This window comes from Blastococcus sp. SYSU DS0669 (genome assembly GCF_054050895.1).
The window spans coordinates 38,917-61,687 of record NZ_JBJHAE010000007.1 but is presented as its reverse complement, the minus strand read 5'-3'; the positions used below and the strand labels follow the sequence as shown (position 1 = coordinate 61,687).

Annotated in this window: 22 protein-coding genes; 13 read left to right on the top strand and 9 right to left on the bottom strand. The window is 74.0% G+C overall.

What is annotated here, in order from left to right; genetic code table 11:
* Positions 1 to 177 precede the first annotated feature (177 nt).
* From ACI792_RS09925 to ACI792_RS09895, 7 genes are read right to left on the bottom strand one after another with little or no spacing between them, the layout of a single operon-like run.
* A complete protein-coding gene (locus tag ACI792_RS09925) occupies positions 178 to 1,167 on the bottom strand; it encodes a heme-dependent oxidative N-demethylase family protein (RefSeq protein WP_456602454.1) in 990 nt (329 codons plus the stop codon).
* Positions 1,164 to 2,108, bottom strand: coding sequence for a PDR/VanB family oxidoreductase (locus ACI792_RS09920; RefSeq protein WP_456602453.1), 945 nt, complete (start codon positions 2,106 to 2,108; stop codon positions 1,164 to 1,166). The genes ACI792_RS09925 and ACI792_RS09920 overlap by 4 nt, the downstream gene beginning before the upstream one ends.
* Positions 2,105 to 2,650, bottom strand: a complete 546-nt coding sequence (locus ACI792_RS09915; protein ID WP_456602452.1) for a dimethylamine monooxygenase subunit DmmA family protein — start codon at positions 2,648 to 2,650, stop codon at positions 2,105 to 2,107. The genes ACI792_RS09920 and ACI792_RS09915 overlap by 4 nt, the downstream gene beginning before the upstream one ends.
* Positions 2,647 to 3,639 carry a heme-dependent oxidative N-demethylase family protein gene (locus ACI792_RS09910; RefSeq protein WP_456602451.1) on the bottom strand — a complete coding sequence of 331 codons (993 nt, stop codon included), beginning with the start codon at positions 3,637 to 3,639 and terminating at the stop codon, positions 2,647 to 2,649. The genes ACI792_RS09915 and ACI792_RS09910 overlap by 4 nt, the downstream gene beginning before the upstream one ends.
* Positions 3,636 to 4,622: a PDR/VanB family oxidoreductase gene (locus ACI792_RS09905; RefSeq protein WP_456602450.1), complete on the bottom strand. Its 987-nt coding sequence runs from the start codon at positions 4,620 to 4,622 to the stop codon at positions 3,636 to 3,638. Before ACI792_RS09905 ends, ACI792_RS09910 begins: the two co-directional genes overlap by 4 nt.
* Complete coding sequence (locus tag ACI792_RS09900; RefSeq protein ID WP_456602449.1) at positions 4,619 to 5,149, bottom strand: dimethylamine monooxygenase subunit DmmA family protein; 531 nt, start codon at positions 5,147 to 5,149, stop codon at positions 4,619 to 4,621. The genes ACI792_RS09905 and ACI792_RS09900 overlap by 4 nt, the downstream gene beginning before the upstream one ends.
* Before the next feature lie 5 nt (positions 5,150 to 5,154).
* Complete coding sequence (locus tag ACI792_RS09895) at positions 5,155 to 5,517, bottom strand: cupin domain-containing protein (RefSeq protein WP_456602448.1); 363 nt, start codon at positions 5,515 to 5,517, stop codon at positions 5,155 to 5,157.
* A gap of 205 nt (positions 5,518 to 5,722) precedes the next feature.
* On the opposite strand from ACI792_RS09895, the gene ACI792_RS09890 reads away from it, so the two are divergent.
* The 9 genes from ACI792_RS09890 to ACI792_RS09850 all read left to right on the top strand — a co-directional run bounded on the left by ACI792_RS09890 (position 5,723) and on the right by ACI792_RS09850 (position 15,344).
* On the top strand, positions 5,723 to 6,337 hold the full coding sequence (locus ACI792_RS09890; protein WP_456602447.1) for a helix-turn-helix domain-containing protein: 615 nt from the start codon (positions 5,723 to 5,725) through the stop codon (positions 6,335 to 6,337).
* Between the two features lie 260 nt (positions 6,338 to 6,597).
* Positions 6,598 to 7,932 carry an ammonium transporter gene (locus tag ACI792_RS09885; RefSeq protein ID WP_456582958.1) on the top strand — a complete coding sequence of 445 codons (1,335 nt, stop codon included), beginning with the start codon at positions 6,598 to 6,600 and terminating at the stop codon, positions 7,930 to 7,932.
* 192 nt (positions 7,933 to 8,124) lie between these two features.
* Positions 8,125 to 9,486, top strand: coding sequence for a type III glutamate--ammonia ligase (gene glnT, locus ACI792_RS09880; RefSeq protein ID WP_456602446.1), 1,362 nt, complete (start codon positions 8,125 to 8,127; stop codon positions 9,484 to 9,486).
* 31 nt (positions 9,487 to 9,517) lie between these two features.
* Positions 9,518 to 10,426: a hypothetical protein gene (locus ACI792_RS09875; protein ID WP_456602445.1), complete on the top strand. Its 909-nt coding sequence runs from the start codon at positions 9,518 to 9,520 to the stop codon at positions 10,424 to 10,426.
* Complete coding sequence (locus tag ACI792_RS09870; RefSeq protein WP_456602444.1) at positions 10,414 to 11,154, top strand: GltB/FmdC/FwdC-like GXGXG domain-containing protein; 741 nt, start codon at positions 10,414 to 10,416, stop codon at positions 11,152 to 11,154. Before ACI792_RS09875 ends, ACI792_RS09870 begins: the two co-directional genes overlap by 13 nt.
* 12 nt (positions 11,155 to 11,166) lie before the next feature.
* Positions 11,167 to 12,483 (top strand): FMN-binding glutamate synthase family protein, encoded by a 1,317-nt coding sequence (locus ACI792_RS09865; RefSeq protein ID WP_456602443.1) that lies wholly within the window; start codon positions 11,167 to 11,169, stop codon positions 12,481 to 12,483.
* A complete protein-coding gene (locus ACI792_RS09860) occupies positions 12,459 to 12,989 on the top strand; it encodes a HutD/Ves family protein (protein WP_456602442.1) in 531 nt (176 codons plus the stop codon). Before ACI792_RS09865 ends, ACI792_RS09860 begins: the two co-directional genes overlap by 25 nt.
* Positions 12,986 to 14,125: an FAD-dependent oxidoreductase gene (locus ACI792_RS09855; RefSeq protein WP_456602441.1), complete on the top strand. Its 1,140-nt coding sequence runs from the start codon at positions 12,986 to 12,988 to the stop codon at positions 14,123 to 14,125. The genes ACI792_RS09860 and ACI792_RS09855 overlap by 4 nt, the downstream gene beginning before the upstream one ends.
* Positions 14,118 to 15,344: an allantoate amidohydrolase gene (locus ACI792_RS09850; protein WP_456602440.1), complete on the top strand. Its 1,227-nt coding sequence runs from the start codon at positions 14,118 to 14,120 to the stop codon at positions 15,342 to 15,344. The genes ACI792_RS09855 and ACI792_RS09850 overlap by 8 nt, the downstream gene beginning before the upstream one ends.
* 443 nt (positions 15,345 to 15,787) lie before the next feature.
* On the opposite strand, the gene ACI792_RS09845 is transcribed toward ACI792_RS09850, so the two are convergent.
* Together ACI792_RS09845 and ACI792_RS09840 are read right to left on the bottom strand one after the other, a co-directional pair.
* Positions 15,788 to 15,991 (bottom strand): zinc-ribbon domain-containing protein, encoded by a 204-nt coding sequence (locus tag ACI792_RS09845; protein WP_456602439.1) that lies wholly within the window; start codon positions 15,989 to 15,991, stop codon positions 15,788 to 15,790.
* Positions 15,992 to 16,167: 176 nt separating this feature from the next.
* A complete protein-coding gene (locus ACI792_RS09840; RefSeq protein ID WP_456602438.1) occupies positions 16,168 to 17,154 on the bottom strand; it encodes a YihY/virulence factor BrkB family protein in 987 nt (328 codons plus the stop codon).
* Positions 17,155 to 17,313: 159 nt separating this feature from the next.
* On the opposite strand from ACI792_RS09840, the gene ACI792_RS09835 reads away from it, so the two are divergent.
* The 4 genes from ACI792_RS09835 to ACI792_RS09820 all read left to right on the top strand — a co-directional run bounded on the left by ACI792_RS09835 (position 17,314) and on the right by ACI792_RS09820 (position 22,754).
* Positions 17,314 to 18,753 carry a sodium/glutamate symporter gene (locus tag ACI792_RS09835; protein WP_456602437.1) on the top strand — a complete coding sequence of 480 codons (1,440 nt, stop codon included), beginning with the start codon at positions 17,314 to 17,316 and terminating at the stop codon, positions 18,751 to 18,753.
* A gap of 77 nt (positions 18,754 to 18,830) precedes the next feature.
* Entirely contained in the window at positions 18,831 to 19,091 is a 261-nt protein-coding gene (locus ACI792_RS09830; RefSeq protein ID WP_456602436.1) for a hypothetical protein, read from the top strand.
* A 325-nt stretch (positions 19,092 to 19,416) separates the two neighbouring features.
* On the top strand, positions 19,417 to 21,543 hold the full coding sequence (locus tag ACI792_RS09825; RefSeq protein WP_456602435.1) for a DEAD/DEAH box helicase: 2,127 nt from the start codon (positions 19,417 to 19,419) through the stop codon (positions 21,541 to 21,543).
* Positions 21,540 to 22,754: a 3-deoxy-7-phosphoheptulonate synthase gene (locus tag ACI792_RS09820; protein ID WP_456602434.1), complete on the top strand. Its 1,215-nt coding sequence runs from the start codon at positions 21,540 to 21,542 to the stop codon at positions 22,752 to 22,754. Before ACI792_RS09825 ends, ACI792_RS09820 begins: the two co-directional genes overlap by 4 nt.
* The last annotated feature ends 17 nt before the right edge of the window (positions 22,755 to 22,771 follow it).

Here is a 22,771-nt window from a genome sequence, read left to right as displayed (position 1 = left end):
CTCGACCTCCGTCATCCGGCCCGACCGGCCGCGCTCCTCCCGAGTCTGCCGGGCGCGGCAGGCAGCCGCCGCCCGGCGCCGGTTCTCGGCCGGTGTGCGCCGGCACGGGGGGAGGGGACGTCCACTTCCTCCGGCTCGGACGACCGAAGTCCTCCTCGAGCCGTGGGCGGAAGAAGGTCAGGCCGCGGCGGTGGCGCGCGTGGCGTCGCCGAGCCAGGCCACGACCTCGTCGCGGTAGGGGGCGATGCCCTTGTATTCCGCGATGTCGGCCGGGAGCTCGTCGACGATCGCCGCCAGCTGCTCGCCCCAGCCGGGGACCATGACGATCTCGTCCAGCGGCGCCATGTACGTGCGGATGTTGAACGTCAGCGTGCCGGTCAGGGGCAGACGAGTCAGGTGCTCCAGCTCGATGCGCAGCTGCAGCCGCCCGAAGTCGCCGTCGCGCACCAGTCGGGGGATGTCGGCGTCCCACTCCGGCTTGACCTCCAGGCTGATGTCCCGGCGCGGGGACCCATGCGCGGAGAAGGTCCAGTTGACCCGGCGGTAGGTCTGGTCGGCCGTGATGCCGCGCATGAACCGCGTGGCGCGGCTGGTCACGCCGTCCTCGTTGAGCCGCGGCACGGGTCCGTGGATCTCGTCGAGGTGCATGCCGATGTCGAACTTCACCGACCACGCGGCGGCCCAGGTCACCAGCGCGGCGTCGAACCACAGCCGGCCGCCGCGGTCGCTCACCATGAGGATGTCGTCGGGTACCTGGCAGCCGATCCAGGTGAGCGGGTCGGTCGGCAGCGTGGCGGCGTCGCCCAGGACGAACGACTGCTCGATGCCGAGGAGGTCGTTGCGCCAGCCGAACGCCCCGGAACCGAGGTCGGTCAGCTGCATGGCGTCGGGGCGGGCGACCACCAGCTCACCGAGCAGGTGCAGGAGCATGTCCCAGCACGCCGGCTCCATGTGCGGGAGCACCTGCCGCCGCCCCGGGTCGCGGGCGAGCACGTCGCGGCGCACCGCCATCTGCTCGACGTAGTCGTCGCCCAGGTCGACGACGTGCTCGCCCCAGGACCCGGCGGGCGTCTCGACGCGCCGGCGGGCGGGCTCGACGTTGACCGTGTACCGGAAGGTCCGGTCGGCGGGGGCGAAGGGCCAGGGCAGCCGCGTCAGATCGCTCACAGGTCCAGCTCCAGGTGGGTGTCGGCCGCCCGCGACACGCAGGCGAGCAGATGGGTCGAGGACTGCCGGTCGGACTCGTCCAGGACCAGGTCCCGGTGCTCCACGCGGCCGGCAGCCACGGGAACCAGGCACTGGCCGCAGACGCCCTGCCGGCACATGTTCGGGACGTCGACGCCGGCGCCGAGCACCGCGTCGAGCAGGCTCGTGCCGCTGGGCACGGGGAGCTCCCGGCCGCTGCGCCGCAGCCGGGCGGTGAACGGCCGGCCGGGGGAGCGCTCCGGGGCCTGGAAGTGCTCGAGGTGCACCCGGGCCGGTGGCCAGCCGGCCGACCGCGCCGTCGCCGTGAACAGGTCCAGGACGGCCGCCGGGCCGCAGGCGTAGGCGTGCGTGCCCCAGGGCTGGACGGCCATCCGCTCGCGCAGCGCGCCGGTGAGGGCCGCCCGGCCCTGCGCCTCCACCAGGTCCGGGCCGGCGAGCTCACGCACCTCCTCCAGGTGGGCGGCCTCGCCCGGTCGGTAGCCGTAGACCACCTCCACGGGGCGTCCCCACGCCCGGGCAGCCGCCAGGTGCGACAGGATCGGCGTGACTCCGATGCCCGCCGCGACGAGGAACGCCTTCCGCGCGGCCAGTTCCGGCCGGAACGCCGAGCGCGGCGGCTCGACCGGCAGCAGGTCGCCGACCTGCAGGGCGTCGTGCAGCCAGGCCGAACCCCCGTCGTCCCCGGTGCGCAGCACCGAGATCCGGTAGTCGCGCGGGGCGATGCCCGAGCCGGTGAGGGAGTATGCGTTGCGGGTGCCGCCGGCGGTGACCACCAGGTGGCTGCCGGGCGCGTACCCGGGCAGCGGCCGGTCGTCCGGGTCGGCCAGCACGATCTGCCGCACCCGGTCGGTCACCGCCTCGACCCGTGCGACCCGCAGCGGACGCGTCGCCAGGAGGCTCATCCGGCGTGCCCCGCCCCGGTCACCGCGGAGGCGAGGTAGCTGCCCCGGTGCCCCGAGGCGTGCTCGTGCACCTCGAGCCGCAGGCCGCACCCGGGGCAGCCGACCTCCGCACCGGGCGCGACCGCCAGCCGCGCGGTGGTCTCGCAGTGGACGCAGAACACCGGGATCAGCCCCCGATCGACGGCGAAGGCGGTGATCTCCTCGGGCAGCAGCCCCATCCCGCGGGCCAGGGCGACGAGAGCGAGGACATCGGCCTCGGGCCCCGCCACCAGCACCCGGCCGCCGACGTGCATCCCGTCGAGGCGGCGGGCGAGCGCGGGAGCGGACGACGCGTCCACGCCCGGGAGCCCCCAGCGCCGTACCGGCCGGCCGTGCTCCCGCGCCTCGGCCGCCCACCGGTCGATGACCTCCGCGGCGCGGCCGCCGACCTGCACGAGGAGAAACACGCGGCCTGCGGGGTCCAGCGCCGGCGGCTGCGTCGGCCACGACGGCACGCTCGTGCGGCGCGGCCGGAGCTGCTCACCGGTCAGGACGGCGGTCACGCCGCACCGCGCAGCCACGCGACCGCGGCGGAGCGGAAGCGGGTGAGGCCCTTGTAGTCGGCCATGTCGTCCGGCAGCTCCTCGAGGACGGCGGCGAACCGGTCCCGCCACGCGGGCACCCGCGCCAGGTCCTCCAGCGGCAGCAGGTAGGTGCGGATGAGGAACAGCACCGTCCCCGAGCTGGGCAGGCGGACCAGGTGCTGGACCTCCACGCGCAGGTGCAGCCGGGCGCCGAGGTCCTGCTCGAGTACCAGGCGCCGGTCGGGGCCCCACTCTGGATAGGTCTCGGTCGCGGTGTCCAGCCGCCGGCCGACGGTCATGGTCCAGTTCGTGCGCCGGTAGGCCTCACCGGGCTGCAGCCGCATGAGGAACTGGTGCGCGCGGTCGATGACGCCCTCCGGGTGCACGCGCGGGACCGGGCCGTGGATCTCGGGGAAGCTCATGCCCACGTCGAAGCGCATCGACCAGTCCGCGGCCGCGGTGACGACGCCGGCGTCGGCCCACAGCGCGCCCTCGCGCTGGTCCAGGAGCACGAGGTCGTCCTGGACCTGCGGCGCGACGAACTCCAGCGGGCCGGACGGCAGCGTCGCGTCGTCGCCGAAGGTGAACTCCTGCTCCACGTCCAGCAGCGCGTTGCGCCAGCGCCAGCGGTCCCCGCCGATGCGGTCGAGCGCGAACGCGTCCGGGCGGGCCCGCTGGAGCTCCCCCATGACGTAGAGCATCGCGTCCCAGGCGGCCGGCCTCATGTGCGGCAGCTCCTGCAGGCGGGTCGGGTCCGCGGCCAGCAGGGCGGCGCACTCGGCGCTGTCCGAGGCGTAGTGCTCGTCGACGTGCAGCACGTGCTCGCCCCAGCTGCCGGCGGCGGTCGGCCGCGGCGCGAGCGCCGGCTCCACGTTGGTGCTGTACCGGTAGGCATCGGTCGGGAAGGGGAAGGGGAACGAGGTGATGCGGGCGGGCAGGGTCCGGTCGGGGATGTCGGTGGCTGTCACAGGTCGAGCTCCAGGGTGGGGCCGGTGCTGCGGGAGACGCAGCACATGACGCTGTCGGCGGCGGCCTTCTCGGCCTCGCTGAGGAAGAGATCGCGGTGCAGGGGGGAGCCGGAGACGACGGGGACGCGGCACTCGCCGCAGACCCCCTGCCGGCACAGGTTCGGCACGGGGACGCCGGAGGTCTCGAGGGCCTCCAGCAGGGTCACCCCCGTGGGGACCGCGATCCGCCTGCCGGACCGGGTGAGGGTGACCTCGAAGGGGTCGCCCGGGTCGAGCGCGGCGGCGGAGAAGCGCTCGGTGTGCACCCGCGCCTCCGGCCAGCCCAGCCGTTCCGCCGTCCCGAGCACCGTGTCGAGGAGGGCTGCAGGCCCGCAGGCGTAGAGGTGTGTGCCGAGCGGGGCGGCGGCGAGGGCGCCCTCGATGCGTTCCACGAAGGCGGCCACGTCCGGGTGCTCCTCCAAGCGCGGACCGCAGAGGGCTCGCAGCTCGCCCAGGTGCGCCCCGGCGCCAGGGCGGTAGCCGTAGAGCAGCGTGAAGTCCCGGTGCCAGCGGGCCGCGGCGCGGGCGTGCGACAGCAGCGGGGTGATGCCGATGCCGCCGGCGACGAGCAGGTGGTGCCGGGCGGTGGCGACCGGAGCGAACGCGCTGCGCGGCCCATCGGCGGCCACGACGTCGCCGACCGCCAGCCCGTGGACCCACCGCGAGCCGCCGGACCCGTCGGGGCAGAGCAGCACCGAGACCGAGTAGCTCTCCGGCGCGATGCCCGAGCCGGTCAGCGAGTAGGCGTTGCGCCGCTCGCCGCAGTGCAGCACCAGGTGGCTGCCGGGGGGGTGGGCGGCCAGCGGTCCGCCGTCGGCGGGGACGAACTCGACCGTCCGGATGCCGGCTGCCGCGTCCCGCACGTCGGTCACCCGGAGCCGGCGGGTGCCCGGCCGGGCGTGCACCGCGGTGTCCGCGGGCGCCGGCGGGGCCACCACGGTCATGCCGGCACCTCCGTCGTCGCGGCGTCCTCGGCGTCCACCATGAAGCCGAGGTAGGCGCCCAGCCGCCGGGAGACGTGGTGGTAGACGTGCAGCGTCCGCCCGCACCCCCCACAGGTGCAGGTCGCGCCGATCGCGGCGGAGGTCCCCGTCTCGTGCGCGCAGTGGGCGCAGTGGACCCGGCGGGTGGGGATCCCCGTCACGTGGGTGAGCACCTCGGCCGGGACGGCCCCAAGCCGGAGGGCGCGGGCACGGGCCCGGAGGACGCCGTCCTCCGGGCCCGCCACGAGCAGCCGCCAGCCGACCAGGGCCTCGCTCGCGCGGGCGTCCACCCAGGCCAGGGCCTCGGTGGTGCTGCGCGCCCGGAGCACGCTCACCGCCGCCCCAGCGGCCGCCGCCTCCGCCGCCCAGGCGGAGACGACGGGGCCGGCGGCCTCGTCCAGGCCGAGGACGGCGGCGCTGCGGATGCCGTGGGGGATGGCCGGCGGAGCGGCTGCCCACCGCGGCACGCTGGTGTGCTCGATCCCCATGCCGATCAGGGAGCGAAGGACCGCTGGCCGGTGTAGAAGCCCAGCGCCCGGTCGGGGGTCTCGAAGCGGATCCGCGAGCCCTTCGGGAAGAACAGCACGTCCTTGGGGCGGGCGACCACCTGCGTGCCGCTGTCGAGGTCGGTGAGGCGGAACTCGCCCTCCACCACGACCTTCATCTCGTCGTAGGTGTAGGTGTAGTCCAGGGGCTCGCCGGCGAGCAGTTCGAAGAACCCCGAGCACAGCTCCGAGCCCCCGGGGTTGGCGAAGGTGTCGCCGATGGCGGCGTTGACGCCGGGGACCTCCATGCTCGGGAGGTCCTGGTAGGTGCCGCTCGCATGTCCGAAGACGATGGTGCCGGTGGTGGTCATGTCCGCCTCCTCAGCGCGGGTCCGGTCGAGGCGACCGATCCCTGTGGGTGGACGACATGTAACGGGAGTGGACGATCAGATGGGTGTCGGTGCTGTAACGAGTGCGTGACGGGAGTCGCCCGCGGCCACGGGCGCCCCCTCCCGTCCGGGTCATGCGGTCGCGGCGGCGCCCGCTGGGGGCCGGCGGGGACCCTATGCTCGCGCCGTGGAGGCCATCCCCGAGCCCGGCGGGCTCGACGACGCGCCCGGCGGTCAGCTGGAGGACGTCATCGCGATGCGCGTCCGCGAGTTCCGGCTGGCCAAGGGCGTCTCGCTGGCCGAGCTCGCGCGGAGCACGGGGCTGAGCAAGGCGATGCTGTCCAAGATCGAGCACGCCCAGACCTCCTGCAGCCTGTCCAGCCTGGCGCGGCTGGCCGAGGCGCTGGCGGTGCCGGTCACGGCGCTGTTCCGTGGGGTGGACGCCGAGCGCGAGGCGGTCTTCACCCCTGCCGGCCACGGCGCGCAGATCGTCCGCCGGGGCAGCAACGTCGGCCACCTCTACCAGCTCCTGGGGGCGCTGCGCGGGGAGCACAAGCGGCTCGAGCCGCTGCTGGTCACCCTCACGGAGGCCAGCGAGGTCTTCCCGCTCTTCCAGCACCCGGGTACCGAGTTCATCTACGTCCTCGAGGGCGCGCTGACCTATGGCCACGGGGAGGCCCGCTACGAGATGCGTCCCGGCGACTCGCTGGTCTTCGACGGCGAGGGGCCGCACGGGCCGGTCGAGCTGACCGAGCTGCCCATCCGCTTCCTGACCGTCACCGGCTACGGGCACCTCCTCTAGACCGACCGGTCACGCCGTGCGCGCGCGGCAGAACCTCTTGCTTTCGTAACGCAGATTCACGTCGAAGTAACCCACGAGCGCGTCCAGTGCCATGAGACTCCGTTTCACGGCGTGACACGCGGTGGCCGCCCCGCGCCCGGTGCTCCCAGCACCGGCACCCAGCGGTCGTCGGCCGTGGCGTCGCGCACCGGTCTCCCGGTGCGACCCACCGATCTCGTGGCGTGGCCGGTCCCGCCCGACTGACCTGAGGAGAGTGGCTCATGCCCGCAGCCGACCTCGCCTGGCTCCTGGCGGCGTTCGCGCTCGTGCTCCTGATGTTCCCGGGCCTCGCCCTGTTCTACGGGGGCATGCTCGGCAGCAAGAACATGCTCAACATGGTGATGATGGTCATGAGCACGCTCGCCGTGACGAGCGTCCTCTACGTCCTCTTCGGCTACGGCCTGGTGTCGGGCGACTCCCTCGGCGGCTGGGGGCTGATCGGCAACCCGGTCGACCACCTCGGTCTCGCCGGCTTCCACGACGACGGCGGCACCGGTGGCGCGGAAGGCGTCTACTGGACCGCCTTCTTCATCCTGTTCGCCGCGATCACCATCGCGATCGTGGCCAGCGGCGCGGCCGGCCGGATGAAGTTCGGCTCGTGGCTGGTCTTCTCCGCCGTCTGGCTGACCCTCGTCTACTTCCCGCTCGCGCACTGGGTGTTCGCCTTCAGCGACGAGGAGAGCGGCGTCGTCGGGGGCTGGATGCGCAACGAGCTGCAGCTGCACGACTTCGCAGGTGGCACCGCCGTGCACATGAATGCCGGCGTCGCCGCCCTGGCGCTGGCGATGGTCCTGGGCAAGCGGCGTTCCCCGACGCACCGGCCGCACAGCCTCCCGCTGGTCGTCCTGGGCGCCGGCATCCTCTGGTTCGGCTGGATCGGCTTCAACGGCGGGTCCGCGGCCGGGGCGAACTTCCTCGCGCAGTACGTCGTCCTCACCACGCTCCTCGCCGGGTCCACCGGCATCCTCGGTTTCCTGCTGGTCGAGAGGCTGCGCGACGGCCACGCGACGACGCTCGGCATGGCCTCCGGCGCCATCGCCGGCCTGGTCGGCATCACCCCCTCGGCAGACACGGTGAACGCCGTCGGCGCGCTGGTGGTCGGCTTCGTCGCCGGTGCGGCCGTCGCCTGGGCGGTGACCTGGAAGACCAGGCTGGGCATCGACGAGAGCCTCGACGCGTTCGCCGTGCACGGCGTCGGCGGCATCGCCGGCACCCTCTGCGTCATGCTCATCGGCGCGTCGAACTCGCCGGGTGGCGTGCAGGGCGTCCTGCTCGGCGGCAGCTTCGACATCGTCTGGCGCGAGCTGGTCGCGATCGTCGCCACCTGCACGTTCTCCTTCGTGATGACCTACGCCGTCGCATGGGTGCTGCAGCGCACCATCGGGCTGCGCGTCGACGAGGCGACGGAGGACGCCGGGCTGGACGTCGCCGTCCATGCCGAGTCGGCGTACGACTTCGACCGGGGGGTCAGCCCGACCCGGGTGGGCGCGACCGTCTACGGCCCCGACCAGGTGCCCCCGGCGCCGGTCGCCGCCGCACCGAAGTCGCCCGTCTGACCCACCGCCGCCTCCCGGCGGCAGCCACGAGACAAACCGGAGGCCGGTCCCCGTCGCGGGCCGGCCTCCGGCGCGTCGCACGAGGTCCGGCGCAACACGAACCTGGCGCGACCGTAACGCCGCGGAAACCGATGAAGTGTTCACTCCTGCGTGACAGAGGTTCATGTCAGTGGACAGTCGCAGGAGGATCCCGTGTCGCTCACCGCCACCCGCCCCGAGGCCCCGCCGGCGGCCGTCGCGGCCGCACCCGAGGTGCTGGACCTCGCCACGCGGGCCCGCGCCGACGGCACGCAGTTCATCCTGGCGCTCTTCGTCGACCTCACCGGCAAGCCGTGCGCCAAGCTGGTCCCGGTCGAGGCGGTCGAGGAGCTGCAGACCGAGGGCGTCGGTTTCGCCGGGTACGCCGTCGGCGCCATGGGTCAGGAGCCGAAGGACCCGGACCTCATCGCGATTCCCGACCCGGCCTCGTACATGCCGGTGCCGTTCATCCGGCCGGGGCTGGCGATCGTGCACTGCGACCCGCACGTCGAGGGCCGGCCCTGGCCGTACGCGCCGCGCGTGATCCTGAAGGAGCAGCTGGCCCGCGCCGCGGAGCTCGGCCTGGACCTCAAGGTCGGCGCCGAGGTCGAGTACTTCCTCGTCGAGCGGGGCCCCGACGGCGCCCTGCGCCCGGCCGACCCGAAGGACACCTCCGAGCGGCCCTGCTACGACGCCCGCGGCCTCACCCGCATGTACGACCACCTGACCGAGGTCTCCCGGGCCATCAACGGGCTGGGCTGGGGCAACTACGCCAACGACCACGAGGACGGCAACGGGCAGTTCGAGCAGAACTTCGCCTACGCCGACGCGCTGACCACCGCCGACCGGGTGGTCACCCTCCGGTACCTGCTCTCCGTCCTCGCCGAGCAGCGGGGCATGACGGCCACCTTCATGGGCAAGCCGTTCACCGACCGGACCGGCAGCGGCCTGCACATGCACCTCTCGCTGTGGCGCGACGGGGCACCGGTGTTCCCGGACGCCGCGGACCCGCGGGGCCTCGGGCTCTCGGCGCTGGCCTACTCCTTCGTCGCCGGGCTGATCGAGCACGCCTGCGGTCTGCAGGCGGTGCTCGCGCCGACGGTGAACGCCTACAAGCGGACCGGCGCCACCGGCACGCGGTCGGGCGCCACCTGGTCGCCGCGCACGGCGTCCTACGGCGGCAACGACCGGACCCACCTGCTGCGCGTGCCGGACGGCAACCGGGTGGAGCTGCGGGGAGGGGACGGCTCGGCCAACCCCTACCTCGCCGCGGCGGCCGCGCTGGCCGCCGGGCTGGACGGGGTGCGCCGGGGGCTGGACCCGGGTGACCCCGGGGCGGCTACCAGCAGCCCGCTCCCTCCCACGCTCCTGCACGCCGTCGAGGCGATGGAGTCCGATCCGGTCGTCGCCGGTGCGCTCGACGTCGCCGGGCCGGGCGTCGCGGCCTACTTCGCCGGCCTCAAGCGCGAGGAGTTCTTCGAGTGGCACGGGCAGGTGACCTCCTGGGAGGTCGACCGGTACGTGACCGCTTTCTGACCAGCCGGATCGTCGAGAGGAAACAGCACCCATGTGCGGGATCGCCGGACTCCACCTGCGGGAGCCCTCCCTGTACCCCCGGCTCGGTGAGCTGCTGACCGGGATGCTCTGCCAGATCACCGAGCGGGGGCCGGACTCCGCCGGGGTGGCCGTCTACGGCGATCCGCGCTGGTCGCCGCCGGGGGAGTCGACGGTGTCGCTGCTCCCGGACGGCGCGGGCGCCGAGGAGATGGGGACGGCGCTGCGCGAGCGGCTGCCCGAGGCGGTGGTGGTCGACGCCGGGCAGACGCTGGTGGTCCACGCCGCGACCGACCCCGCCACGCTCGTCGAGGCCGTCCGGGCCGCCGCCGGGCGGGTGGGGAAGGGCGAGGCCGTCGTCATCGGCCAGGGCGAGGATCTCGCCGTCCTCAAAGGCATCGGCCACCCGCAGGTCCTCGCCGCCGAGTTCGGCCTCGCGTCGGCGCAGGGTTGGCAGGGCGTCGCGCACACCCGGATGGCCACCGAATCGGCGGTCACGCCGCAGGGCTCGCACCCGTTCTCCGTGGGCCCGGACCAGTGCCTGGTGCACAACGGCTCCTTCGCCAACCACGCCACGATCCGCCGCGAGCTCCGGGCCGCCGGCATGACGTTCGACAGCGAGAACGACTCCGAGGTCGGCGCCCGGTTCGTCGCGGCCCAGCTGGCCGCCGGCTACGACCTCGAGAAGTCGCTGAAGCTGCTCTGCGAGCGCTTCGACGGCTTCTACACCCTGCTGGTCGCCAACCGGGACAGCTTCGCGGTCGTCCGCGACGCCATCGCCTGCAAGCCCGCCGTCGTCGCCGAGACGCCGGAGTGGGTCGCCATGGCGTCGGAGTACCGCGCCCTCGCGGGGCTGCCCGGCATCGAGAACGCCCGCATCTTCGAGCCCGAGCCGGAAGAGGTCTACGCATGGCAGCGCTGAGCACGTCTCTGGAGTTCGCGGAGGGGCGGGTGGAGTTGGCCGAGCCCACCCTCGTCGACCTGTCCGCGTCTGAGGTCCGCGCGCTCAACAGCGCGCTGCACGCGGTGGACGTCGCCGAGAAGTCGCCCACCTGGCGGGTCGTGAACCCCGACGGCAGGCACAACATCGCCGTGGGCCTGGACGCCGACGTCGACGTCCTGGTCGACGGGCACGTCGGCTACTACTGCGCCGGCATGAACAAGACCGCGACGGTGACCGTCAACGGCAATGCAGGCGTCGGTGTCGCGGAGAACATGATGAGCGGGACAGTCCGCATCCGCGGCAACGCGTCGCAGTCGGCCGGGGCCACCGCGCACGGGGGGCTGCTCGTCGTCGAGGGGTCCGCGGCGGCGCGCTGCGGCATCTCGATGAAGGGCGTGGACATCGTCGTCGGTGGCGACGTCGGCCACATGAGCGCCTTCATGGGTCAGGCGGGCCGGCTGGTCGTCTGCGGCGACGCCGGTGACGCGCTCGGCGACTCGCTCTACGAAGCCCGTCTCTACGTGGCCGGCTCGGTGCGGTCGCTCGGCGCGGACTGCGTCGAGAAGGAGGTGCGGGCCGAGCACCTCGCCGAGCTCGCCGGGCTGCTGACCGCCGCCGGTATCGACGCCGACCCGTCATCCTTCCGCCGCTACGGCTCCGCCCGGCGGCTCTACAACTTCCACGTCGACAACGCCTCGGCGTACTGAGGAAGGGCACCCGTGACCGACAACCCCACGCTGCGCGAGTCGTCGACCTTCGACCGCGCGACCATCGCCGACATCCAGCGCGCCGCCGAGACCGGCATCTACGACATCCGCGGCGGCGGCGCCAAGCGCAAGGTCCCGCACTTCGACGACCTGCTCTTCCTCGGTGCCAGCATGTCGCGCTACCCGCTCGAGGGGTATCGGGAGCGCTGCGACACCGACGTCGTCCTTGGGAACCGCAACGCCACCTACCCGTTGCACCTGGCCACGCCGGTCACCATCGCCGGGATGAGCTTCGGAGCGCTCTCCGGCCGGGCCAAGGAGGCGCTCGGCCGCGGCGCCAGCGAGGTGGGCACCTCCACGACCACCGGGGACGGCGGGATGACCCCGGAGGAGCGAGGCCAGTCCAAGCACCTCGTCTACCAGTACCTCCCGTCCCGCTACGGCATGAACCCCGACCACCTGCGCATGGCCGACGCCATCGAGGTCGTGCTGGGGCAGGGTGCGAAGCCCGGCGGCGGCGGGATGCTGCTCGGCCAGAAGATCACCGAGCGCGTAGCCGGCATGCGCACCCTGCCGATGGGCGTCGACCAGCGCAGCGCCTGCCGGCATCCCGACTGGACCGGCCCCGACGACCTGGAGATCAAGATCCGGGAGCTGCGGGAGATCACCGACTGGGAGAAGCCGATCTACGTCAAGATCGGCGCAACCCGGACCTACTACGACGTCAAGCTCGCCGCCAAGGCCGGCGCCGACGTCATCGTGCTCGACGGGATGCAGGGCGGCACGGCCGCGACGCAGGACGTCTTCATCGAGCACGTCGGCATCCCCACGCTCGCGGCGCTGCCGCAGGCCGTCCAGGCGCTGCGGGAGGAGGGCCTGCACCGGCAGGTCCAGCTCGTCGTCTCGGGCGGCATCCGCAACGGGGCCGACGTGGCCAAGTGCATGGCGCTGGGTGCCGACGCCGTGGCGATCGGCACCGCCGCGCTCATCGCGCTCGGTGACAACGCGCCGCACCTGGACGCGGAGTACCGGCAGCTCGGGTCGGCGGCGGGGTACTACGACGACTGGCAGGCCGGCCGGGACCCGGCGGGGATCACCACCCAGGACGACGAGCTCGCCCAGCGCCTCGACCCCGTCCAGGGCGGACGGCGGCTGGCGAACTTCATCCGGGTGATGACCATGGAGGCGCAGATCATCGCCCGGGCCTGCGGCAAGGCGCACCTGCACTCGCTGGAGCCCGAGGACCTGGTCGCGCTCACCATCGAGGCGGCCGCCATGGCCCGGGTGCCGCTGGCGGGGACGTCGTGGGTACCGGGTCAGGGGTTCTGACCCGCTACTCCGCGGCGGCCGGGACGCGGTGGCGCAACGGGGCGGGCCTGACCCGGGAGCTGCACGCGTCCGCGGGCTGGCGGCTGAGCGCCGCCACCGTGCCGGAGCCGGCGGAGTTCTCCCTGTTCGCCGGTCGCGACCGCACGCTGGTGGTCGCGGGCGGCCGGCTCGGTCTGGCGGTCGGGGGCGGCGGGCAGCGGTGGCTCGGGCCCGGGGACCTGCTGGAGTTCCCGGGGGAGGCGCGCGTCGTGGCGACGCCGGCCGGGGGGCCGGTGCTCGCGGTCAACGTCATGGCCGATCGGGCGCACTGCGCTGCGGCGGTCCGCGTCATCCGGCTGGACGGGGCGGCACCGGCCGCGGATGCGCTCGTCCTGCTCGCCGGCGCCGCCGTGGCGCACGGCGAGCAGATGGCACCACTGGACGCCGTCGTCGGCGTGCAGGCCGGTGCGGTGCGGTCCAGCGGGGGGCTCGCAGTCGTCGTCGAGATCGTGGAAGGACAGCCGTGAACTCCTCGCAGTACCTGGTGGTCGGCGCCGGGCTCGCCGGTGCGGCGATCGCGTGGCACCTCGCCCAGCGAGGTGAGGAGGTCACGCTCGTCGAACGGCGCACCCCCGCCGCGACCGACGGCAGCTCGCACGGGTCGGCCCGCATCTTCCGCTACGCCTACCCCGAACGCCGGTGGACCGACCTGGTCCGGCGGTCCCTGCCGGGCTGGCGGGAGCTCGAGCGGCTGCACGGCGCGCCGCTGATCACGCCGACCGGCGCGCTGGACTTCGGCGCGGCCCGCGACCCGCACCGGCTCGCCGGGGTGCTCGCGGCGGCCGGGGTGGAGCACGAGGTGCTGCCGCGGGCCGAGGCCCGCCGGCGCTGGCCGCAGATCGACGTCGACACCGACGTGCTGCACCACCCCGGAGCCGGGGTGCTCGACGCCGGGACGACGGTCGAGGCGATGGTCGCCGCTGCCCGGGCGCACGGGGCGCAGGTCCTCACCGAGTGGCCGCTGGCCCGGCTGGAGCGGCTCGGCTCCGGCTTCGTCGCGGTCTCGACGGACGGGCGGACCCTGCGCGCCGGGCACGTCGTGGTGAGCGCGGGTGGCTGGCTGCCCGACCTGCTCGGCGCCCTGCAGCTGCCGGCGGGTTTCCTGGACGCCTTCCCGGCGCTCGAGGTGAAGGAGGAGAACGCCTTCCACTTCCCCTACGCCGACGAGGTGGCGCCGGCCGCCACCTGGCCGACGTTGATCCACAAGCGGGCCGACATCCAGGTGTACGCGCTGCCCGGGGGGCGAGACGCACAGTTCCGCGGGCAGAAGGTAGCCGAGTACAACGGCGGTCGCCGGCTCCGGTCGGCCGCGGAGCAGTCGGGCGTCGTCGACCCCGCCAACCGGGCGCGAGTCGTGACCTACGTGCGCCGGTTCCTGCCTGGTCTGGTGCCCGAGCCCTACGCCGAGACCACCTGCCTGTTCACCAACACACCCACGGAGGACTTCGTGATCGACGGGATCGACGGGGTGACCGTCGTGTCACCGTGTTCGGGGCACGGGGCGAAGTTCGCCCCGTTGCTGGGGGAGGTGGGCGCCGACGTGGCGACCGGGGCGGCGTCGGCGCCGGCGGAGTTCCGGGTCAGGACCGGCGCCGGTGTCTGACACGACGGCCGGCCTGCTGTCTCAGATCGCCGGTACGGGCCGCGATCCCGTTCGGGGTGGTTGGTCGCGGCCGGTCTTCTCGCGGGCTGAGCGCGATCTCGTCGAGTGGGCGGGGGACCAGCTCGCGCGCCGGGGCCTGGAGGTGGAGGTGGACCGCAACGGGATCCTCTGGGGATGGTGGAATCCCGGCGGTCAGCCGCTGGTCGACGCGGTGGTGACGGGGAGCCACCTCGACTCCGTCCCGGGAGGCGGCGCCTTCGACGGGCCGCTGGGCGTCGCCTCCGCGCTGCGCGCGGTGGACCTGCTGCGCGAACGCGGCGTCACGCCCGACCGGCCCCTGGCGATCGCGGTCTTCCCCGAGGAGGAGGGCTCCCGGTTCGGCATGGCCTGCCTGAGCTCTCAGTTGCTCACCGGTGCCCTGAGCCCCGACCGTGCACTCGGCCTGCGCGACGCCGACGGCAACACGTTCGCCGACGTCGCCCGGCGCGCCGGCCTCGAGCCGGATCGGATGGGGCGGGACGGGACGGCGCTGGACCGCATCGGCGCCTTCGTCGAACTGCACGTCGAGCAGGGGCGCGGTCTGGTGGACCTGGGTGCGCCCGTGGCCGTCGCCTCCTCGATCATCGGCCATGGCCGGTGGCAGATCACCGTGCACGGCCAGGGCAACCATGCCGGGACGACCTTGCTCGCCGACCGCCGGGACCCGGTCGTCGCCGCCGCCCAGGTCGTGCTCGCGGTGCGGGCGGTGGCCGCGGAGCACCCGCAGTCCCGGGCCACCGTCGGCCGGTTCCAGCCGGTACCCGGAGGGACGAACGTCATCGCCTCCCGGGTCGACCTGTGGCTCGACGTGCGGCACCCCGACGACGCCGTCACGGCCGCTATCGTGCTGGAGATCGGCCGCCGGGCGGGCCTGGCGGCCGCCGGGGAGGGCTGCACGGTGGAGCTCCACGAGGAGTCGGTGAGCCCCGCGGTGACCTTCGACCCCGCTCTCCGCGACCGGCTGAGCGCGGTCCTACCCGGGGCGCCAGTCCTGGCCACCGGTGCGGGGCACGACGCCGGCGTCCTGGCCGACTGCGTCCCCACGGCCATGATCTTCGTCCGGAATCCGACCGGGGTGTCCCACTCCCCGGAGGAGCACGTGGAGGATGACGATGCCGAACGGGGCTCCGCTGCGCTGGCGGACGTCCTCGAGTCGCTGCTCGTGAGTGCTGCGCCGTGACCGCACGGGTGCCGCCGAGGCGCCCCGGCCGGGTTCCCGTCGCGTCAGGCCCTCTCGGAACAGGGTCGGACGGCTGCGGCCACTGTCCAGGAGCCGCTCCGCCCGGGGCGCCCGGCGCAGTAGGGCTCTGCCCCGCGGGCGTGGGGAGAGACCTGCTGTGCGGCAACCCCGCCTCGGCCGGGGTGAGGGGCCAGGTGCGGCGACGGCCCCGGGGAGGGCGCTGGGGCCGGGGTGAGGCCCGAGCCGGTGTGCGCGTGAGGCGTGGCCTCGACGCGGGGCCGGGGCGGAACGCCCCCCGTCCCCCCGGCGCTGCTGCGCGGGTCGATCCGTCGTTTCCGTGCGCCGCGGCTGTTCCGGCTGCTCGAGCAGCGCGGCTGAACCGTCTGGACCGACATCCGGCGCACCGACCCTGCGGTTGAGACACCCGCGGACCAGGAGATCGCTCAGACCTCGACGGCGGTGCCGCAGACGCCGCACACCTCGAGCTCCCGGCGCTTCCACCGGGCGACGGGCACGAAGAACAGCGAGAACTGCCGGTACTGCCGGATGCGCGACCACTGCGTCGTGTTGTGGCAGTTCGGGCAGGTGCGGGTCGCGCCAGCGCCGAGGTGCTTGCGCTTGGTGCCGAACCCGAAGAGCAGGAGCATCACGTCAGCCTAGGGAGCGGGCGGGTCACCCGCCTGAGGAGCTCCGCCCGTCCGCCGCGCGCTGCCGCCCGATCCGGTCCAGCGGCGACTTCCCGCGGGGCTCCGCCGGGGGAACGCCCTGCGGCCGCACGTCGTCGGGACGGCGGCCTCGGCGTCGAGCGACCCCGGCGGCGCTGTCACTCGCCGGGGTACGGCGGGGTGGAGTCGGCGACGACGGCGCCGCGGGCGCCCACGGGCCGCTCCGGCCCGACGGTCGAGTCGTGCACCGTCTGCCGCTCGGCCTCCGCGTTCACCGCGGCCCCGAAGAAGATCAGCAGGACCGTCGTCCACAGCCAGAACATGCTGATCGCCACGCCCGCGAGCGAGCCGTAGGTGGACTGGTAGCTGCCCAGCCCCTGGACGTAGGAGAAGAACCCGAAGGTCACCGCCAGCCAGACGACCGTCGCCAGGACCGATCCCGGCGTCAGCCACCGCAACCGGGCGCGCGCCCGGGCGGGGCCGAAGCGGTAGAGGACGGCGAGGGCGACCGCCATGAGCGCGGCCAGCGCCACCCAGGAACCCACTCGCACGGCGAGCCGCAGCTCACCCGGCGACCCGGCGAGCCCGGACCCCGCCATCCCCCCGACGGTGAAGAGGACGGCGAGGAGGACCGCACCCCCCAGCACGAAGACCAGGGCCAGCCCCACTCGGCGCGGGAAGCTCCGCGTCTCCGGTTCGTGGTAGGCCAGGCACAACCCGTCGATGAGGTAGGTCATCGCGGTCGTCGCCGTCCACAGCGCCACGACGAGGCCCGTGAGCCCGCGGAAGGTGAGCACCTGGGCCGAGGCCGCGGTGATCGTCGTCAGCTGGTCGGTGACGATCGACTCGAGCTCGGTGGGGAGCACGTTCGCCATCCCGGAGAGCTGCCGGCGCGCCGTCTCGGGCGTGTTCACGACGCCGTAGATCGACAGCGCCGTCACCAGCACCGGGGCGATCGACAGGACGGCGAAGAACGCGACCCCGGCGCTCTGCACCATCAGGCGGTCGCTGAGCACCTGGCGGCCGACCCGCCGGAGCACCCGCCACCACCCGGCGGGCGGGATCGTGTGCGGGGAGCGCGCGTCGTGCCCGTGCCCCCGGTCGCCCCCGCGGCGGGAAGAAGGTTCACCCCGGACGACGGCCATGGCACATCCCACATCCGGCAGCGCGCGGCCGCAACGGTTCCGCCTCCACGGGGCCGCCGACCGGGTTGTGGCCGGAGGCCGGAGCCACCAGGGTGGGGCCCCTCCACCGGACCACCCGGCGCGACCGGTCCTCGCACCGACCGCACGGACGGAGGCACCGTGTCCCCTGACGTCATCGGACTCAGCCTGCTGGTGCTGGGGGTCCTGCTCCTGGTGGCCAAGCTCATCCGGATCCGGTCCCGGATCGCCCAGAAGCTCTTCCTCCCCAGCTCCATCATCGGCGGCTTCCTGGCCCTGCTCATCGGTCCCGAGGTGATCGGCGCGGTCGCCGAGGCGATCGGCGGCGAGGATGCCCCGCTGACCGGCGGCCTGTGGCCGGCGGAGTTCCTCGACGTCTGGGCGTCCCTTCCCGGCCTGCTCATCTCGGTGGTCTTCGCCACGCTCTTCCTCGGCGAGCGGATCCCCAAGGTGAAGGAGGCCGCCGAGCTCGCCGGGCCGCAACTGGCCCTCGGCGTCACCATGGCCTCCGGCCAGTACGTGATCGGGCTGCTGCTCGCCGTCCTGCTGCTCGTGCCCTTCCTCGGCCAGGACCCGATGGTCGGTGCGCTGATCGAGGTGGGGTTCGAGGGCGGACACGGGACGGCGGCGGGTCTGGGCACGACCTTCGCCGATCTCGGCTTCCCGGAGGGGCAGGATCTCGCCCTGGGCCTGGCCACGGTGGGCGTCGTCTCCGGCGTCGTCGTCGGCATCGCGCTGATCAACTGGGGGGTGCACACCGGCCGCGCCCAGGTGCTCGAGGACGACGCGAAGACCTCGCTGGCCGAGCAGCGCGGGCTCTACGAGAAGGAGGAGCAGAAGCCGGCGGCGATGCTCACGGTGCGCACCGCGTCGGTCGAGCCGCTGGCCATCCACTTCGCGGTCGTGGCCGTGGCGATCCTGCTCGGCCTGGCCCTGCTCGAGGGGCTGCAGGCCCTCGAGGCGGCGCTGTGGGCGGACACCGTGGAGCTCTTCGAGTTCGTGCCGCTGTTCCCGCTGGCGATGATCGGCGGGGTCGTGGTGCAGAAGGTGGTCGACCGGTTCGACCGCACCGGCATCGTCGACCGGCAGATGATGCTGCGCATCCAGGGCATCGCGCTGGACCTGCTCATCATCAGCGCCCTGGCCACGCTGTCCATCCAGGCGATCGCGGACAACTGGGTGACGTTCCTCCTCCTCGCGGTCGCCGGCCTCGCGTGGAACGTCGGTGTCTTCGTGTTCCTGGCGCGCCGGATGATCCCCCGCTTCTGGTTCGAGCGCGGTATCGGCGACCTGGGGCAGTCCCTCGGGGTCACGGCCACCGGGCTGATCCTGATCCGGGTCGCCGACCCCAACGCCGCCACCCCGGCCATGGAGGCGTTCGGCTACAAGCAGCTGGCCTTCGAGCCGTTCTTCGGCGGCGGGCTGGTCACCGCGGCGTCACTGCCCCTGATCGCGCAGTTCGGGCCGGTGCCGCTGCTGGTCGTCATGGCCGTCCTCCTAGCCGTGTCTCTGGGGGTCGGCATCCTCTGGTTCGGTCGGCGGACCCCGGCCGAGGAGGAGGCGCGGGCCCCGGACGGCTGATCCGGCACGTCCGCGGCCGCAAGGGTCCGGGCGCGCGAGGTCTTGCCCCCCGGGCGCCGACGGCGCAGCCTCAGGTCATGACGCAGGGCGGCACCACCATGGGCACCGTCGTCCGGTGGGACGGCGAGGAGCACGGCGCGGTGATCGAGGCACCCGACCTGCCCGGTGGCTGCTGGGCCGACGCAGCCGCGGTGGAGGGCAGCAGCACCGGCCCGGGGGAGCTGCGGGCGGGTCAGGTCGTCGAGGTGGAGTGGACCCGCCCCGGCGCCCACGACCTCCCGTTCCGCGCCCTGCGGGTGGTCCCGCGGCACGACCTGCAGGCCACCGTCGGGGGCTGACCCGAGGGGTAGGGGCGGCGACGTCCCGGACCCCGGCGCCACGCGGGGTCTACTGTGGGGGCCGTACCGGCCGCGGGCCAGCATCCCCTCGCCTGGCGAGGAAGCCCGCTGGTGCGACCGGTGCTCCCGTCATCGCCTGACGGCTGACGGTCCCACCGTGCCCCGGGGGCGTGCGGCGCGAGACGCCGATCTCCCACCGCCGCGGAGCGGGCCGGATCGCGGAGCCCTCCGCGGGACGCAGTCCCGCGACCTCCGCCGTCCGGCCGGAGGGGCCGAGTGCGCGTCCTGCCCGGCAACCCTGCCGGGCAGTGCAGAGGAGGAGTCTGTGGCTCGACCAGCACGGCGCTCGACGGGCGCCCGGCGCGGCGCCCCGCGCACCCAGCGGCGCGTCCGCGAGGGCGACGTCATCGCGGTGCTCGCCCGCGCCGTCCGCGACGTCGAGGCGGCGGTCAAGCGCGACCGCGTGACGCCCTCGGTGCGCGCGGAGTTCCAGGCCATCGCGCTGGTGCTGCGCGAGGAGCGCGCCCGCGTGCAGGCCGACCAGAGCACAGGTGAGGGCCGCCGGGGCGAGCAGCTCAAGCGGCTCGACGGCATCGCGACGATCCTGGCCACCACCGCCGTCCGCAACTCCGGCCTGCTGGCGCTGCTCTCCGACGACGCCGTCGCCTCCGAGGCCGCCCGGTCGCACCGGCGCGAGCTGCTCGCCGCCGCCGGCATCGAGGCGCCCGTGGAGGAGGCCCCGCAGCCGGTGGAGGCCGCTCCCGTGCTCGCGGCTCCCGAGCGCCAGGTCGTGCCGCAGTCGGTCATCTCGCGGCAGCTGGCGAACCCCTTCCTGGCCCCCGACTTCGACGCCGCGCGGGCGAGCGCCGTCCGACCGCGCCGGCTGGCCGGCTGGGAGCTGCTCGAGCCGCTGTTCAACTCCTTCGAGCGCGCCGGCGGCGGCGCCCCCGCGTGCATGCCCCTGCCCTTCCCGAGCTCCCAGTTCACCCCGGCGGGGCTGGAGCTCATGCCGCACCAGGGGCAGCTGGTCGCAGCCGCGGCGGGCGGTCACCGCACCTTCCTGCTCGCCGACGAGCCGGGCCTGGGCAAGACGGCCCAGTCGCTGCTCGCGGCCGAGGCGGCGCAGGCGTTCCCGCTGCTGGTCGTCGTCCCCAACGTCGTGAAGACCAACTGGGCGCGCGAGGCCGCCCGCTGGGTGCCGCAGCGCCGCGCCACCGTGATCCAGGGCAACGGCGAGAACGTCGACGGCTTCGCCGACATCGTGATCGTCAACTACGAGGTGCTGGACCGGCACGTGGGCTGGCTCGGCGACTTCGGGTTCGGCGGGATGGTGGTCGACGAGGCGCACTTCATCAAGAACAAGAGCTCCCAGCGCTCCCAGCACGTGCTCGAGCTCTCCCAGCGCCTGCGGCTGCGCAGCGCCCGGCCGCTGCTCATGGCGCTCACCGGCACGCCGCTGATCAACGACATCGACGACTTCCGGGCCATCTGGCAGTTCCTCGGCTGGATCGACGACGAGAAGCCGCTCGGCGAGCTCATGGAGTGCCTGGAGGGCACCGGCCTGACGCCGGCCGACCCGGGCTTCTACCCGGCGGCCCGCCAGTGCGTCATCGACCGGGGCATCGTCCGCCGGCGCAAGGTCGACGTCGCCGCCGACATCCCCGCCCGCCGCATCGCCGACCTCCCCGTCGAGCTCGACGACAAGGCCGGGCGCTCGATCCGCGCGGCCGAGCGGGAGCTCGCCCGCCGTCTCGTCAAGCGCTACGACAGCGCCCTGGCGGCGCGGGAGTCGGCCACCGAGGTCGTCGACATCGACCACGCGCTCGTGCGCAAGGTCGCCGGCTGGGAGCTCAAGGACTCGACCTCGACGACCGGTGGTGACAACGTCTTCACGATGATGCGCCGGATCGGGCAGGCCAAGGCCGGGCTCGCCGCCGACTACGCGGCCCAGCTGGCCCGCAGCGCCGGAAAGGTCGTGTTCTTCGCCAAGCACATCGACGTCATGGACGTGGCCGAGGAGACCTTCGACGGCATGGGACTGCGCTACTCCTCGATCCGCGGGGACCAGACGCCCTCGGTGCGGCAGCGGAACATCGACGCCTTCGTCAACGACCCGGACGTCGCCGTCGCGGTCTGCTCGCTGACCTCCGCCGGGGTCGGGATCAACCTGCAGGTCGCCTCCAACCTCGTCCTCGCCGAGCTCTCCTGGACCGACGCCGAGCAGACGCAGGCGATCGACCGCAGCCACCGGATCGGGCAGACGGAGCCGGTGACCGCGTGGCGGATCATCGCCGCGCAGACCCTCGACGCCCGCATCGCCGAGCTGATCGACAGCAAGGCCGGCCTCGCCGCCCGGGCGCTGGACGGCTCGGACGAGGAGATGCAGGGCTCGGCCGACGTCCAGCTCGAGGCGCTCGTCGCGCTGCTCACCGCCGCACTGGAGGACCGATGACCGCCGAACCGCTCCTGACCGAGGCGACGCGCGTCGCCGAGCTCCTGCTCGAGGTGCAGACCCGCGTCAACCGGCGGATCGACGGCGAGCTCGCGGAGCTGCTGCCCGTCGTGCAGCGGCAGCTCGGCGTCGCGCCCGGCGGTGCGGCCGACCTCTCCGACCTGGTCAACACCCGGATCACCGGCTCCAGCGTCGTCGTCACCCCGGCCGCGGTCGCCGCCGTCGTGCCGGTGCCGGCGGACTCCGCCGTGACCACGCGCGCCGCGCGGCGTGCGGTGACCGGGATCCTCACCGGCGCCGACGAGCGCCTCGCGGTCATCGCCGGGCCGTGCTCGATCCACGACCCGGAGGCCGCGCTCGACTACGCCGCCTTCGTCGCCCGGATGCGCGAGCGGCACGGCGCGGACCTCGAGATCCTCATGCGCACCTACACCGAGAAGCCGCGCACCGAGGTCGACTGGAAGGGCTTCGCCTACGACCCGTTCCTCGACGCGTCGAGCCGGATCAGCGTGGGGCTGGTCGCCACCCGGATGCTGATGTGCCGCATCACCGCGGCAGGGGTGCCGGTCGCCGCGGAGCCGCTGAACGCGCTGACCCCGCAGTACGTCAACGGGCTGGTCACCTACAACGGGGTCGGCGCGCGGAACGTCACCGACCAGACCGCCCGGGAGCGGGTCTCGGGGTTCTCCTCGGTCGTCGGCTTCAAGAATTCGCCCGAGGGCAGCGTCGAGTCCGCGATCCAGGCGGTGATGACCGCGCGGGCGCCGCACCAGTTCCTCGGGGTCGACGCCCACGGCGTCTCCGCGCAGCTGTCGACGACGGGCAACCACACCGGTCACGTCATCCTGCGCGGCGCCAAGGACGGCCCGAACTACTCGGCCGCCCACATCGCCGACACCCGGCGCCGGCTGGCCGCACGCGGGCTGCCGGAGGTGATCGTCGTCGACGCCTCGCACGGCAACAGCCAGAAGAACCACCTCCGGCAGATCGACGTCGTCCGCGACCTCGCCGGGCAGATCGCCGGCGGGGAGCAGGCCATCCGGGGTGTGATGGTGGAGAGCAACCTGGTCGCCGGACGGCAGGACCTCGACCAGGCGCGGCCCGGCGACCTGGAGTACGGCAAGAGCGTCACCGACGCCTGCGTCGACCTCCCGACGACCGAGGAGCTCCTCGCCGAGCTCGCCGCGGCGGCGCGCGCCCGGCGCGGCTGAGCACCCTCGCCCGTGGG